Genomic DNA, 13,355 nt, shown 5'->3' on the forward strand with positions numbered 1-13,355 from the left:
GCTCAGGCGTCGGGCTGCAGGCGGCGGCGCTGGCGGTCGCGGCCAAGGCCGGTCGCTTCGAGCAGGCCCTTGCGCTTGGCGTCGTAGTAGTAGCCGGTCTGGTAGAGCCAGTCGGCGCGCTTGGCGTTGCCGCCGGCCACCAGCCAAGCGCCGCGCAGGTACTTCACCGCGTATTTCAGATTGGTCTCGGCGTCGAACAGGCCCTTGGCCGGTCCGTCATAGCCCATGCCGCGCGCCGTCGCGTGCTTGATCTGCATCAGCCCCCAATGGCCGTTGTTGTAGGCTTTCGGGTTGAAGGTGCTCTCGCGGTTGACGACGTGGCGCACCAGGTCCACCGGCACCTGGTAGAGAACGGCGTACTTCTCGATCAGCCGCTCGACATCGCCACGCACGCCCGTGGCGTGCTCTTCTTCCACAGATGCTGTCGGGAACTGCACCAGGGCCGCCGGATTCTGCGGCACGACATAGGCGACCTGCTGGACGCCAGGCATCCGGTCGCCCTTGGCGGTCGCTGGCATGACCAGCCCTGCGGTCGTATAGCTCTCGGCCGCCTTGACCGGCTCAGCCGCATCCGCCGGCGGGGGCGCCTGCCAGGCATTGGCGGTCATCACGGCGGGCACGGCTGGTGCCGCGGATGTCGATCCAGCAAAGGCGGCGGTCACTGCCGCCGGTTGCGCGGCGGGATCGAGCGGAAATTCGGCTGTCTGAACGGGGGCAATACCGGATGATTCCGGCAGCACCGAAACCGTCTCCGGCAGCGGCACGGTGAAGCCGGCGTCAGTGCCGGCGACGGTCGCGGTTTCGGTCAGAGCAGGCGCGGACTTCATCTGCGAGGTCGACGTGCAGCCGCTGATGCCGGCGGCGGCCAGGATCACGCCGATCGCGATAAGGTTGAATTTTGCTGGCAAGCCGCGCTCGGGTCCGATTTGTCGGGTTGTTAAGAAATCCCTTACACCAGCGATTCATGAGCGGCAATCGGGGCCATCAGGTGGTTTTCGGGTGGCAAGACCAGGGGTCTGATGCCATATTGTTCTGGATATGTACTGGGACGAATCCCGGTTTTCGCCACTTTGCGGAAAGGAACGCATCATGGACACGACAGCTTCGATCACGGCCGGCCACGCAGTGTTAGAAACAGTGATCGGCTTCATGGGCATTGCCTGGAGCGAAAAGGGCCTGATCCGGCTCTGCCTGCCCGAACGCAGCCGCGAAGCGGTGGAGCGGCGCCTGCTGCGCCATGGCGGCGTTTCCGCCTCCACGGCCCAGCCGCCATGGGTGGTCGAACTGATCGCAGCAATCAAGGCCTATGCGGCGGGCGAGGACGTCGATTTCTCCGCCGTGCCGGTCGATCTCGACGGCGTCGACGATTTCCGCCTCGCCATTTACGACGCGGCGCGAAAACTCTCCTTCGGCAAAACCACCACCTATGGCGAACTGGCCAAAACCGCCGGCCATGCCGGTCTCGCCCGCGAGACCGGGGCCGCCCTTGGCGCCAATCCGGTGCCGCTGGTCATCCCTTGCCATCGCATCCTTGCCGCCGGCGGCAAGATCGGCGGCTTCTCGGCGCCGGGCGGCTCGGTCACCAAGGAGAAGATGCTGGCCATGGAAGGCGTGCGTGTCGGCCCGCCGCCCCCGGCGCAGGTCTCCTTCGGGTTTTGATGCAGGCAGATGCCTAATTGTTATGGAAGAACCGTCGGCGGAAATGCCGCTCATTGTCCGGCCGCTTGCAGTTATAGACCGGACAGGACCTGGTGTCGGCGCTCGGCACATAGGCGCGCGTCCTCACCTCGCCCATGGTGCAGAACTGCTGGCTCTGCACATAGCGGTCATAGAGCGGCAATCCCGGCACCCGCGTCGACTGGTAGCGCAGGATGACGGCGCCCTGCCGGGCGATCGTTGCCTGAACCTTGCCGCAGCTCATGCGGGTCGGGTCGTAGCGCGAGATCGCCTGCGCTTCGGCGGCCACCAGCGTCAGGCAGGCGGCAAGCAGAATGGTTTTCATTGTGCTCTCCCCTGATCCGCCGCTCAAGAACAGCGTGATCTGTCGCAACGTTTTCAGCAGATTGGGGCAGCCGTTGGGCAGCGCCTCGATCACGGCTTTCTCACGCAGTCTTGTTTTTTATGCGAAACCGGCCTATATGCGTTCCATTGATATTTCGGCCGATCGATCCGGGCCTCGCGATCTTCGCGTTTGCTGACGTCTATCTCCAAAATCTCGATGCACACCGGCTGGACCTCGGTCCGGTCAAACTAAAGCAAATGTTGAAGGACTATCTAAAATGGCAACTGGAACGGTCAAGTGGTTCAACGCCACCAAGGGCTTCGGCTTCATTCAGCCTGACGCCGGCGGCGCGGACGTTTTCGTCCACATCTCCGCTGTCGAGCGTGCTGGACTGTCGACCCTGGTCGAAGGCCAGAAGATCAACTTCGAGATCGAGCAGGACCGCCGCACTGGCAAGTCGTCCGCTGGATCTCTGAGCAAGGCAGCCTGATTTTGCGAAGTGCGCGCCGGGCGAGAGCTCGGGGCGCGCGGCAAGTCACGGATGTACTGACAGTCGCGTGAGAAGCGCGCTGGAGCGGAAAGACCCGACACGCTGGATCAGCAGATAGCTGCCAGCCCGGACCGGACGCTCCGGATCAGGCTACCGAAATGGGAAGGCGGGATTTATCCCGCCTTTTTGTTTGTCTGGGATTGAGCGATTTCGCTTCGCAACGCCAACCATGTTATTTCCATTTCATGACTAAGCTCGAACAGAGCGAAAAATCTGTCGCAGCACTAAGCTCCGAAGAACTGAAGGCGTTTGCCAAATGGTTCAAGGCGTTTCAGGGAGATATCTGGGATGCGCAGATCGAGGCCGACGCCAAGGCCGGTAGATTGGATAAGCTTGCAGAGAAGGCTTTGGTTGAAGTTCGCGCGGGCCGGGCCCGTCCTCTCTGAATTGCGCAGTCAATACGTCAGCCAACCACCCCCGGCCGAAGGCCGCAAGCCCGACCGGGCGTCGCGCCTGTTGGCGCGCCCCGTCCGGAGCAGCCGCGAAGCGGCGACGGCGTGAGGACAAAACTAAGGCAGCCACTCGATCGGCACATGCCCCGGATCGGCCTCCACTCGTCCAAGCCAGGCGGCGACCGCCGGATAGGCGTCGAGCTGGAAGCCGCCCTGCTCTGCCGTATGCGTGTAGGCATAGAGCGCGATGTCAGCGACGCTGAGCGCGCCGCCGGCGAAGAAGGCGTTGTTTTCCAGATACTTGTTCATCACGCCGAGCGCCTTGTTGCCGCGCTCCAGCGTCACCGCCAACCGCTCAGGCGTTGCATCCGCGGCTCTTTCGGGAAAGGTCAGCAGCGCCTTGCGCACGGCGATGTAGGGTTCGTGGCTGTACTGTTCGAAGAACAGCCATTGATAGGCGAGCCCGCGCTCATATCTGTCGACCGGCAGAAAGCTCGTGCCTTCGGCGAGATAGAGCAGGATGGCATTGGATTCGGCCAGCCGCCGGCCATTATCGAGCTCGAGCAGCGGCACCATGGCGTTCGGGTTCTTGGCGACAAAGTCGGCTTTGCGCGTATCGCCGGTGTGCGAACTCACCTCGACATTGGTGAACGCAAGGCCAAGCTTGGCCATCAGCAGGCGCGGCTTGTAGCAATTGCCGCTGTCGATCATGCCGTAAAGTATCATGGCTGTTCCCCGGAGCGCTGCCTTGTACAGGCGATTATCGCAGCGGCGGCGCCCTCAACCAATGATTTGTTTTGGCGCGACCATCAGCGCCGCTGATGTGTGGCGTGTGCAACGTAGGCAGTTGGCGAAACCTGGTGGTACAGCGTCCCCCAATCGCCAAGGTTGCCTAGCCGAAAAGCGGCACAACCTTGTTGTCTCTACCCAACAAGGCATCGATCACGAGCGGCTTTTCCTCAAATACCGTGCCGGCCAAGGCCGGACGGGCGAGAAGAAAACCCTGCAGCAGGTCGACGCCGCCTTCGAGCGCGACGCGCAGATGGGTGGGCTGCTCGATGCCTTCGACCAGCACCTTGGCGCCACGGTCATGCAGGCTGTTAACCAGCGGGCGGAAGAATCGCTCGGCGGCAGCGTGGCGGCAGAACTCGGCGAACCAGGTGCCGTCGATCTTGACGATGTCGGGCCTGAGCAGGCTCACCCGCTCCTCGGTCGAGTGCCCGGTGCCGAAATCGTCGATGGCGATGCGGATGCCGTCGCGCCGCATTTCGCGCACCAGCCGGGCTAGAAGCGCGTCATCGGCCGCCTGTTCCGTGATTTCGCAGACCAGCATGGCCGGCACGAGGCCGAAATCGGCGAGATGCCTGGTCATCAGCCGGATCTCGGCCAGCGCTCGCCCGGGATGGTCGTTGATCAGCGGATTGTAGTTGAAGAACAGATCGAGCCCGTCGACACCGATGTTGCGAAAATTCCTGAGATGCAGCGCCCGGCACATGGTCTCGACAAACAGCCGGTCCGAGGCGGCAATGCTTTCGAAGAAAACCCGCGGTGCGCCGGGCCGGCCGGCACGGTGCGGCTCGATCAGCGCTTCGACCGCGACCGCGTGAAGGAACCGACCACGCGGCGCGAAAATCGGCTGATAGGCGCTGCGCAGCCGGAACTCGCCATAGATGCCGTATTCGATGCCGACTTCGTCGACCTGGATCGCATCGCCGACATTACGCCGCCGTTCAGGCCTCATGGCGCCACCCTGCGCCCGAACGCCTTCACCGGCCGCGCCGAATGCGGTGCCGGGGCGGGATCAGGCGTGTCGCCGACAGCGGCGGCGACAGATGCCTGCCTGGTCTTGTCGAAGACGCGAAAACTGGTCGGCGCCAGTTCAGGCCGCGCCAGCACGAAACCCTGCACCATCGACGCTCCCGATTTCTCGGCAAGCTCCAATTGCCAGCCCTCCTCGATGCCCTCGAACACCGTGCGGATGTCCTGCTCCTCGAAACTTTTCACCATGGTGGTCAAAAGCGCGAAGCCGGCACCGGATTCCATCAGCTGGGTGATCCAGAAGGCATCGAACTTGACGATATCCGGCTTCAGCTCCTTGATGCGGTTGATGTCGGAATCGTCGGCGCCATAATCGTCGACGGCGATGCGAAAGCCATTGGCCCTCAGTGCCGCGACGAAGCTGTGCAGGGTTTCCTGCGACGTCGACCGCTGCTCGGTCACCTCACAGACGACGCGGCGCGGATCGATGCCGGCCTCATGCAGCACCAGCCGCATTTCCCGCAAGGCGACATCGGCAACGGTGCGCTCGGTGAACACCGACGGGTCGAAATTGACGAAGATCGACGCCTCCTGCGGCAGGCAGGCGCCGGCGTTCAGAAGATGCAACGTCCTGGTCAGCGCCTCGATATGCAGGCGGTCGGCGGCCGGACAGGTCGAGAAGAAATTCATCGGCGATTGCGGCTCGCCGTCGCGGAACGGCCGGATCAGCCCTTCGAACGCGGCCACCGAGAGCTTGCCTTCGTTGAAGGCGAAGATCGGCTGGAAGGCGCTTTGCAGCGTGTAGATGCCCCAGACACCGGTGGAGGTGCCGTCGTCCTGACGGATGATGTGGGCAAGCCCGACGCTGCGCGACACGGTTCCTCGCTCCGCGATTGGATTGCAATCCTGCCACTCAAGCCTCTACCGTCTGTTAATGAATTTATTGTTGCCGATCACAGCTCCTTGAGACCTGGATCAGCCGACAATGCTTGCACTGCGCGAAATCATGCGACATGAGAAGCGCCGCGGCCGCTCCCGGCCCGCGCCGACCTAGTTTGGAGATATCTGGTCATGGCCTTTCTTGCCGACGCTCTTTCCCGCGTGAAGCCTTCCGCCACCATCGCGGTGACGCAGAAAGCGCGCGAGCTGAAAAATGCCGGCCGTGACATTATCGGCCTCGGCGCCGGGGAACCGGATTTCGACACGCCCGACAACATCAAGAATGCGGCAATCGAGGCGATCCGCCGTGGCGAAACCAAATATCCTCCGGTTTCGGGCATCGTGCCGCTGCGCGAGGCGATCGCGAAGAAATTCAAGCGCGAGAACAATCTTGACTACAAGCCCGAGCAGACCATCGTCGGCACTGGCGGCAAGCAGATCCTGTTCAACGCTTTCATGGCAACGCTGAACCCCGGCGACGAGGTCGTCATCCCCCGCCCCTATTGGGTCAGCTATCCCGAGATGGTGGCGATCTGCGGCGGCACGTCGGTGTTTGCCGACACCTCGATCGACAACGGCTTCAAGCTGACCGCTTCCGTGCTGGAAAAGGCGATCACGCCGAAGACCAAATGGCTGCTAATGAACTCGCCGTCGAACCCGTCGGGCGCCGCCTACACCGAGGCCGAACTGCGCGCTCTGGCCGACGTGCTGTTGAAGCATCCGCATGTCTGGACGCTGACTGACGACATGTACGAGCACCTGACCTATGGCGATTTCGTCTTCAAGACCATCGCCGAGGTCGAGCCGAAGCTCTACGAGCGCACGCTGACCATGAACGGCGTGTCGAAAGCCTATGCCATGACCGGCTGGCGCATCGGCTATGCCGCCGGTCCCGTCCAGTTGATCAAGGCGATGGACATGATCCAGGGCCAGCAGACATCAGGCGCCTGCACCATCGCGCAATGGGCTTCCGTCGAGGCGCTTAACGGCCCGCAGGACTTCATCGCCAGGAACAAGGCGATCTTTCAAGGGAGGCGCGACCTTGTCGTGTCGATGCTAAACCAGGCGCGCGGCATTACGTGTTCATCGCCGGAAGGCGCCTTCTATGTCTATCCCTCCTGCGCCCAGTTGATCGGCAAGAAGACCAAGGCCGGCAAGCTGATCGACACCGACGAAACCTTCTGCTCGGAGCTGCTCGAGGCCGAGGGTGTCGCGGTGGTGTTCGGCTCGGCTTTCGGCCTTGGCCCCAACTTCCGCATCTCCTACGCCACCTCGGAGACGCTGCTGGAGGAGGCCTGCACGCGCATCCAGCGCTTTACGGCATCGTTGACCTGATCAGGCGCACGGCCATCACAATCAGTGAAAACCCGGCTCGACGCCGGGTTTTTCCTATCGGCCCAGATAACATCAGTCGCCATACTGCTCACCGCTGACCGCTTCCAGCCAATCGGCATGGACGCCATCGATTGCCTCCTGCATGGCGATATGCGTCATCGCCGATTTCGGCGCCGCGCCATGCCAGTGTTTTTCACCGGGCGCGAACGAGATGACGTCGCCGGCCCTGATCTGCTGGACCGGTTGCCCCCATGTCTGAGCAAGCCCGGCGCCCGCGGTAACATAGAGCGTCTGGCCGAGCGGGTGCGTGTGCCAGTGGGTGCGCGCGCCCGGCTCGAAGCTGACCAGTGTGGCTCGCAACCGCGCCGGAGCCTCTTTCTCGATGATGGGCGTCTGCAGCACGCGGCCGGTGAAGTATTTTTCCGGTGCTACGATGGTCGGCACGCTGCCGCAGGCAATGATCTTCATGGTCGATGGTCCCAGAAACGGAAGCGGATAGGGCGACAAACTGCCCGTCCCAGTTTCGGCTGATATCGGCCAACGTGCAACAGCCCCCAAGCCGCTAAGCCAGCATCTGGCTATCGCATGGCGACGAGACGGCGGATTTCTATTTTTCTTGCCCTGCCGGCAAACAAGTGGGACGATGGATTTGGGCAGGTGGCACTTGAAAAGAACCCCGCCCGCGACGGTCGAACAGGCCGGCCGCCGCTCAGGACCGATTGACCACGCCTGAACCATGCATGCAGTCGGTCCTACGGGAAACGCCTGAGTGGAGGTCAGTCATGGGTACTCGCGCCGGAGGACGACGCACGGGACCGAAATGCATTGCCATAGTCGGTCCCTTTGCAAGCGGTAAGACGACACTTCTCGAAGCCATATTGGCCCGTACGGGCTCAATTCCCCGACAAAATCCCGTTTCATCAGGCAACACAGTTTCGGATCATTCGCCCGAGGCGCGCGCCCACGGCATGAGCGTCGAGGCGACAATCGCCACCACCGAATTCATGGGCGAGCAGATCACCTTCGTCGACTGTCCCGGCTCCATCGAATTTTCCTTCGAGGCCGAGCCGGTGCTGGCCGCCTGCGACCTCGCGGTCGTCGTAGCCGAGGCCGACGAAAAGAAGATCCCTGCCCTGCAGTTGATCATGCGCAAGCTCGACGATCTCGCCGTGCCGCGCATCCTGTTCCTCAACAAGGTCGACAAGGCAATCGCTGGTGTGCGCGACACGCTGAAGATGCTGCAGCCGGCCAGCGCCGTGCCGTTGCTGTTGCGCCAGATTCCGCTGCGCAAGGATGGCGTCGTCATCGGCTCGATCGATCTGGCGCTGGAGCGTGCCTACATCTATCGCGAATATGCCGAAAGCGAGGTGGCTCAGATACCCGACGACGACAAGGCGCGCGAGCTGGAGGCGCGCTTCTCCATGCTGGAAACGCTGGCCGACCATGACGACCAGCTGATGGAACAGCTGCTCGAGGAGATCGAGCCACCCAAGGACGCGATCTTCGACGATCTCGCCGCCGATCTGCGCGACGGCGCGGTGACGCCGGTGCTGATCGGCACCGCCGAGAAAGGCAACGGCGTGCTGCGCCTCCTGAAGGCGATCCGCCACGACGCGCCAGACATCGAGGCAACCCGCAAGCGGCTCGGCGCACCCGACGGCGCGGCGACCGTGGTCCAGGTGATGAAGACCATCCACACGCCGCATGGCGGCAAGCTATCGGTGTCGCGCGTCCTCTCCGGTCAGGTCGTCGACGGCTCCGAACTTTGGCTCCCCGGCGGCGACACGGCCAAGGTCTCCGGCATCTACAGGATGCTCGGCAAGGACCAGTCCAAGCTCACCATCGCCAAGGCCGGCGACACGGTGGCGCTGGGCAAGCTGGATGAGGTCAAGACCGGCCAAACGCTGAGCTCGGCCAAGGGCGGGGCCAAACAGCTGTTCCAGTTCGAGCCACCGCAACCGGTCTTCGCCTTCGCGCTGCGCCCCAAGGAGCGCAAGGACGAAGTGAAGATGTCGGCCGCCATCCAGCGGTTGGCCGAGGAAGATCCCTCGCTCAGCCTGCGCCACAACCAGGACTCGGCCGAAACCGTACTGTCGGGCCATGGCGAGATGCATCTGCGTGTCGTGCGCGAGCGGCTGGAAGGCAAGAACCAGATACCGGTCGAAGGCCATGCGCCGGCGGTGCCCTATCGCGAGACGATCCGCAAACCGGCGCAGCAGCGCGGCCGTCACAAGAAACAGTCCGGCGGCCATGGCCAGTTCGGCGACGTGGTGATCGAGATCAAGCCGCTGCCGCGCGGCTCCGGCTTCCAGTTCACCGACACCATCACTGGTGGCGTCGTGCCGAAGACCTATATCCAGTCGGTCGAAACCGGCGTGCGCGATTATCTGAAGTCCGGGCCGCTCGGCTTTCCCGTCGTCGATGTCGCCGTCAACCTGTCCGACGGCTCCTACCATGCGGTCGATTCCTCCGACATGGCCTTCCAGATGGCGGCCAGGCTGGCGATGAAGGAAGGCATGGCCGCTTGCTCGCCGGTGCTTTTGGAGCCGGTGATGAAGGTCGAGATCGTCACGCCGTCCGACGCCACCTCGAAGATCATCGCGCTCATCCCGCAGCGGCGCGGCCAGATCCTCGGCTATGACGCGCGGCCTGACTGGCCGGGCTGGGATGTCGTCGAGGCAACCATGCCGCAAGCCGAGATCGGCGACCTCATCATCGAGTTGCGCTCGGCGACCGCGGGCGTCGCCAGCTACCGTGCCGTCTTCGACCACATGGCCGAACTCACCGGCCGTCTGGCCGACGAGGCGATGAACCGCGACGGCAAGGCTGCCTGACCCATAGCACCGTCACTTGCCCCTCGAACCTCGATTCGAGGGGCAAAAAGAAAACGACGCCCGGCGGGGGCCGGGCGTCGTTTTGTTTGCGGACCGTTTCCTTGGGAGGTAAAACGGCAGGTCCGCCGCATTTGATGCCGCCGAACTTCGGCGGAAGAAGCGGTTCGGACGCGGTAGCCGCCTGAGCCCGGGCCGTACGAGTGATGCCCCCATCTCCCGTTCGAACCACACCGCGTCCTATGGTGTACATAGCAGGTCGCGGGCGTCCGCGATATGTTACCAGAGGTTACATGTCACTGTTACGTGGCAATTGTGATGGAATTTTTGGCCGACCCAGCAGGGTACAGGCAACAAAAAAGCCGGATCAACGAAGATCCGGCTGAGTTTGATTGGAAGTGCCTGTTAAGGCTAACCTCCAGAGGGGAACACTCGAGGGCGCTAATGGGAGGAGAACGCGCCCAGGAGATGAACTATATATGTGCTCATCATGCCCAAGAAACAAGCATCTATTTTGCAACACACGCATGCAAAAAGACGCAGGCTGTGGTCTAACCCATTCCAGGAGCCAGTAGGACCAGCAGAATCGCCAAAATGGAGCGCTGGCCGGGCGATTGTCACTAGAGAATCGCAAATCGCCGCCGGTTTTTGCCCCAAATTGCCAAAACCGCGTCATGACGTGGAAGCGGGCAGCAGGCGTTCATTTCTAAGGCAATCTGGGGGGAAGCAGCCAATGCGGACATTTTCGGCGATCGCGGGCAGTGCGGCCTTCTTCATTGGGGCACCCTGCGTGGTCGCCGGGCTGGTGCCCTGGCTGTTGACCGACCGCTGGGGCTTGCCGTGGTCAAGCCTGCCGGGCTTTGTCCGCGTTGGCGGGCTCCTGATCGTCGCCGCGATCGCTGTGCTGCTGCATGCCTTCGGCCGCTTTGCGCTTGAGGGCCTCGGCACGCCCGCCCCGGTCGCCCCGACCGAGCGGCTGGTGATCGGCGGTATCTACCGCCATGTCCGCAATCCGATGTATGTCGCCGTGCTGTCGATCATCCTCGGCCAGGCGCTGCTGTTCTCGAGCTGGACGCTGGTCGCCTATGCCGTCATCGGCGCGATTGCCATGGGCTCCTTCGTGCAGTTCTACGAAGAGCCGACATTGGCCCACCGCTACGGCGCCGAATACGAGACCTACCGCCGCAACGTGCCCGGCTGGCTGCCTCGCCTGACGCCCTGGCGGGGCTGATTCAGGTCGAAGCAGCGCCACATGGGGCATGCTGAGATTCAGGTCAGGCCGAGCCGAGAGCGGGGGATTCCGAGAACCGGAACGGAGCGGACATTTGGGTCCGTGGGTACCGGAAGCGCAGAAAGCCCTCGTTCGCAGGTCGGCATCACCTGAATATCGATATGCCCCTCAGAAGGACCAGCTTCGGGCCTTGGCAATGATGAAATCGCGGAACACGTGCAGCTTGGCCTGGTTCTTCATCGCGTCGGGATAGGCGAAATAGGTGTCGAAGGACGGCACCTCGGTTTCCGGCAGCAATTGCACCAGATCGGAGTCCTTGCTGATCACATAGTCGGGCAGCATGGCGATGCCGGCGCCGCCCTGCACCGCGCGCTTGATCGACAAGATGTCGTTGATCTGCAGCGTCGGCACCCTTTGTCCGCCCTCGAAATCGCCGACCGTTTCCAGCCAGTTCAGCTCCGACAGATGCGACGGTACCGGCACGCCGAAGGTGACTATGCGATGGCTCTTCAGCTCGGCGACCGAAGCCGGCTTGCCATGCTTGGCGACATAGGATGGAGCCGCGTAGAGGTGGAAATGCACGGTGAACAGGCGGCGCTGGATCAGGTCCGGTTGCTGCGGCTGGCGCAGCCGGATGGCGCAATCGGCCTGGCGCATGGTGAGGTCGAGTTCCTCGTTGGCGAGGATCAGCTGCAGGCTGATTTCGGGATAGAGCTCGATGAATTCCTGCACCCGCTCGGTCAACCAGCCGGCGCCCAGGCCGACCGTCGTCGTCACCCGGAGCACGCCGGAGGGGCGGTCCTTGGTCTCGGTCAAACGTGACTTGATGGTCTCGAGCTTCATCAGCACGTCATGCGCCGTGCGAAACAGCATTTCGCCCTGCTCGGTCAGCACCAGCCCGCGGGCGTGGCGGTTGAACAGCGGCACGCCGACATCATGTTCAAGCGCGCTAACCTGTCGCGAGATCGCCGATTGCGACAGATGCAATGTCTCGGCCGCGTGGGTAAACGACCCCGCCTCCGCCGCAGCGTGAAACACGCGTAGCTTGTCCCAGTCCAACGCCATGATACCCCTCGTTCCGTTTTGGCGTCTGAATGAAAAATCAGGCTTTTACACGGCGTTTCTAAGCCGCTCTCTGAACTCTCTACTCGGCCGCTTCGCGGTGCACTTCGATGCCGGCCAGATACTTCTCCGCCTCGAGTGCGGCCATGCAGCCGAGCCCCGCCGCCGTCACCGCCTGGCGATAGATGTCGTCGGTCACATCGCCGGCTGCGAACACGCCGGGCACGTCGGTGCGGGTCGAATCCGGCGCCGTCCACAGATAGCCGTTCGGCTTCTGCTTCAGCTTGCCGGCGAACAGTTCGACCGCCGGCGCATGGCCGATCGCGACGAACACGCCGTCGATCTTCAGATGCGTTTCCTCGCCGGTTACCGCGTTGCGCAGCTTCAGCCCTTCGACCGAGGGCGGCAGCGGCGTCTTGCCGGGTCGGCCGGTGATCTCGTCGACGATCGTGTCCCAGATGACGCGGACGTTGTCCTTCTTCAGCAGCCGCTCGCGCAGGATGCGCTCGGCGCGGAAATCGTTGCGCCGATGGATGACCGTCACGCTCTTGGCGAGGTTCGACAGATAGAGCGCCTCTTCCACCGCCGAATTGCCGCCGCCGATCACCGCGACATCCTTGCCGCGGTAGAAGAAGCCGTCGCAGGTGGCGCAGGCCGAGACGCCAAAGCCCATGAAGGTCTGTTCGGTCGGAATGCCCAGCCATTTCGCTTGCGCGCCGGTGGCGATGATCAGTGCGTCGGCGGTATAGGTGGTGCCCGAATCGCCCTTGGCGCGGAACGGCCGCACGTTGAGATCGACCTCGGTGATGATGTCGTTGATGATGTCGGTGCCGACATGCTCGGCCTGCTTCAGCATCTGCTCCATCAGCCACGGACCCTGGATCGGGTCGGCGAAGCCGGGATAGTTCTCGACATCGGTGGTGATCATCAGCTGACCGCCCTGCTGCAGGCCGGCGACCAGCATCGGCTTCAGCATGGCGCGAGCGGCGTAGACCGCCGCCGTATAGCCGGCCGGGCCGGAACCGATGATGAGAACGGGCGCGTGCTTGGTGGTCATCTAAAGCCTCTGCGGAGGGCTGCCGGCAATTGCGGCATGGAAAACTCGATCATTGTCGCGCGTAATGTAAGTGTTGCCCACGACGCCAGCAAGGCAAGTTGGCGTTCGTCCCCGGAAAGCTTTGTCGCACCCTGTTGCCGCTTGATCCTGCGAAATATTCCGGGCGAGGGATGGAATGGACAGCGAAGTCGTTTAATT

At 62.9% G+C, this 13,355-nt stretch carries 14 protein-coding genes; 6 read left to right on the top strand and 8 right to left on the bottom strand.

Going from position 1 to position 13,355, the window contains the following annotated elements; genetic code table 11:
• Positions 1 to 2: 2 nt before the first annotated feature.
• Complete coding sequence (locus ASD12_RS30085; RefSeq protein WP_056595397.1) at positions 3 to 908, bottom strand: lytic transglycosylase domain-containing protein; 906 nt, start codon at positions 906 to 908, stop codon at positions 3 to 5.
• 181 nt (positions 909 to 1,089) lie between these two features.
• Between ASD12_RS30085 and ASD12_RS30090 the strand changes: the two genes are divergently transcribed.
• On the top strand, positions 1,090 to 1,659 hold the full coding sequence (locus ASD12_RS30090) for a methylated-DNA--[protein]-cysteine S-methyltransferase (protein ID WP_056595399.1): 570 nt from the start codon (positions 1,090 to 1,092) through the stop codon (positions 1,657 to 1,659).
• A gap of 13 nt (positions 1,660 to 1,672) precedes the next feature.
• Here ASD12_RS30090 and ASD12_RS30095 read toward each other — a convergent pair whose 3' ends face one another.
• Positions 1,673 to 2,002: a hypothetical protein gene (locus ASD12_RS30095; RefSeq protein WP_056595968.1), complete on the bottom strand. Its 330-nt coding sequence runs from the start codon at positions 2,000 to 2,002 to the stop codon at positions 1,673 to 1,675.
• A 277-nt stretch (positions 2,003 to 2,279) separates the two neighbouring features.
• Here ASD12_RS30095 and ASD12_RS30100 point away from each other — a divergent pair, with 277 nt between their 5' ends.
• Positions 2,280 to 2,492 (top strand): cold-shock protein, encoded by a 213-nt coding sequence (locus ASD12_RS30100; RefSeq protein ID WP_010910991.1) that lies wholly within the window; start codon positions 2,280 to 2,282, stop codon positions 2,490 to 2,492.
• A gap of 245 nt (positions 2,493 to 2,737) precedes the next feature.
• A complete protein-coding gene (locus tag ASD12_RS30105) occupies positions 2,738 to 2,938 on the top strand; it encodes a hypothetical protein (protein ID WP_056595971.1) in 201 nt (66 codons plus the stop codon).
• Positions 2,939 to 3,061: 123 nt separating this feature from the next.
• Here the strand turns inward: ASD12_RS30105 and ASD12_RS30110 are convergent, their stop codons facing one another.
• From ASD12_RS30110 to ASD12_RS30120, 3 genes are all read right to left on the bottom strand, one after another.
• Positions 3,062 to 3,670 carry a glutathione S-transferase family protein gene (locus ASD12_RS30110; protein ID WP_056595401.1) on the bottom strand — a complete coding sequence of 203 codons (609 nt, stop codon included), beginning with the start codon at positions 3,668 to 3,670 and terminating at the stop codon, positions 3,062 to 3,064.
• Positions 3,671 to 3,836: 166 nt separating this feature from the next.
• Positions 3,837 to 4,685 (bottom strand): EAL domain-containing protein, encoded by an 849-nt coding sequence (locus tag ASD12_RS30115; protein WP_056595403.1) that lies wholly within the window; start codon positions 4,683 to 4,685, stop codon positions 3,837 to 3,839.
• Positions 4,682 to 5,578 carry an EAL domain-containing protein gene (locus ASD12_RS30120; protein WP_056595407.1) on the bottom strand — a complete coding sequence of 299 codons (897 nt, stop codon included), beginning with the start codon at positions 5,576 to 5,578 and terminating at the stop codon, positions 4,682 to 4,684. The genes ASD12_RS30115 and ASD12_RS30120 overlap by 4 nt, the downstream gene beginning before the upstream one ends.
• Before the next feature lie 195 nt (positions 5,579 to 5,773).
• Between ASD12_RS30120 and ASD12_RS30125 the strand changes: the two genes are divergently transcribed.
• Positions 5,774 to 6,976 (top strand): pyridoxal phosphate-dependent aminotransferase, encoded by a 1,203-nt coding sequence (locus tag ASD12_RS30125; RefSeq protein ID WP_056595412.1) that lies wholly within the window; start codon positions 5,774 to 5,776, stop codon positions 6,974 to 6,976.
• A gap of 72 nt (positions 6,977 to 7,048) precedes the next feature.
• Here the strand turns inward: ASD12_RS30125 and ASD12_RS30130 are convergent, their stop codons facing one another.
• Positions 7,049 to 7,444, bottom strand: a complete 396-nt coding sequence (locus ASD12_RS30130) for a cupin domain-containing protein (protein ID WP_056595973.1) — start codon at positions 7,442 to 7,444, stop codon at positions 7,049 to 7,051.
• Positions 7,445 to 7,758: 314 nt separating this feature from the next.
• Here ASD12_RS30130 and ASD12_RS30135 point away from each other — a divergent pair, with 314 nt between their 5' ends.
• Together ASD12_RS30135 and ASD12_RS30140 are read left to right on the top strand one after the other, a co-directional pair.
• Positions 7,759 to 9,810 carry an elongation factor G gene (locus ASD12_RS30135; RefSeq protein WP_056595415.1) on the top strand — a complete coding sequence of 684 codons (2,052 nt, stop codon included), beginning with the start codon at positions 7,759 to 7,761 and terminating at the stop codon, positions 9,808 to 9,810.
• A 730-nt stretch (positions 9,811 to 10,540) separates the two neighbouring features.
• Entirely contained in the window at positions 10,541 to 11,038 is a 498-nt protein-coding gene (locus tag ASD12_RS30140) for an isoprenylcysteine carboxylmethyltransferase family protein (protein ID WP_056595419.1), read from the top strand.
• 168 nt (positions 11,039 to 11,206) lie between these two features.
• Here ASD12_RS30140 and ASD12_RS30145 read toward each other — a convergent pair whose 3' ends face one another.
• The gene (locus tag ASD12_RS30145; RefSeq protein WP_056595422.1) at positions 11,207 to 12,103 is read right to left on the bottom strand and encodes a LysR family transcriptional regulator; all 897 of its coding nucleotides are present in this window, start codon (positions 12,101 to 12,103) and stop codon (positions 11,207 to 11,209) included.
• Between the two features lie 79 nt (positions 12,104 to 12,182).
• Entirely contained in the window at positions 12,183 to 13,157 is a 975-nt protein-coding gene (gene trxB, locus ASD12_RS30150) for a thioredoxin-disulfide reductase (RefSeq protein ID WP_056595425.1), read from the bottom strand.
• Between the last annotated feature and the right edge of the window lie 198 nt (positions 13,158 to 13,355).

The sequence above is a fragment of the Mesorhizobium sp. Root102 genome (assembly GCF_001425625.1).
GTDB lineage: Bacteria > Pseudomonadota > Alphaproteobacteria > Rhizobiales > Rhizobiaceae > Mesorhizobium.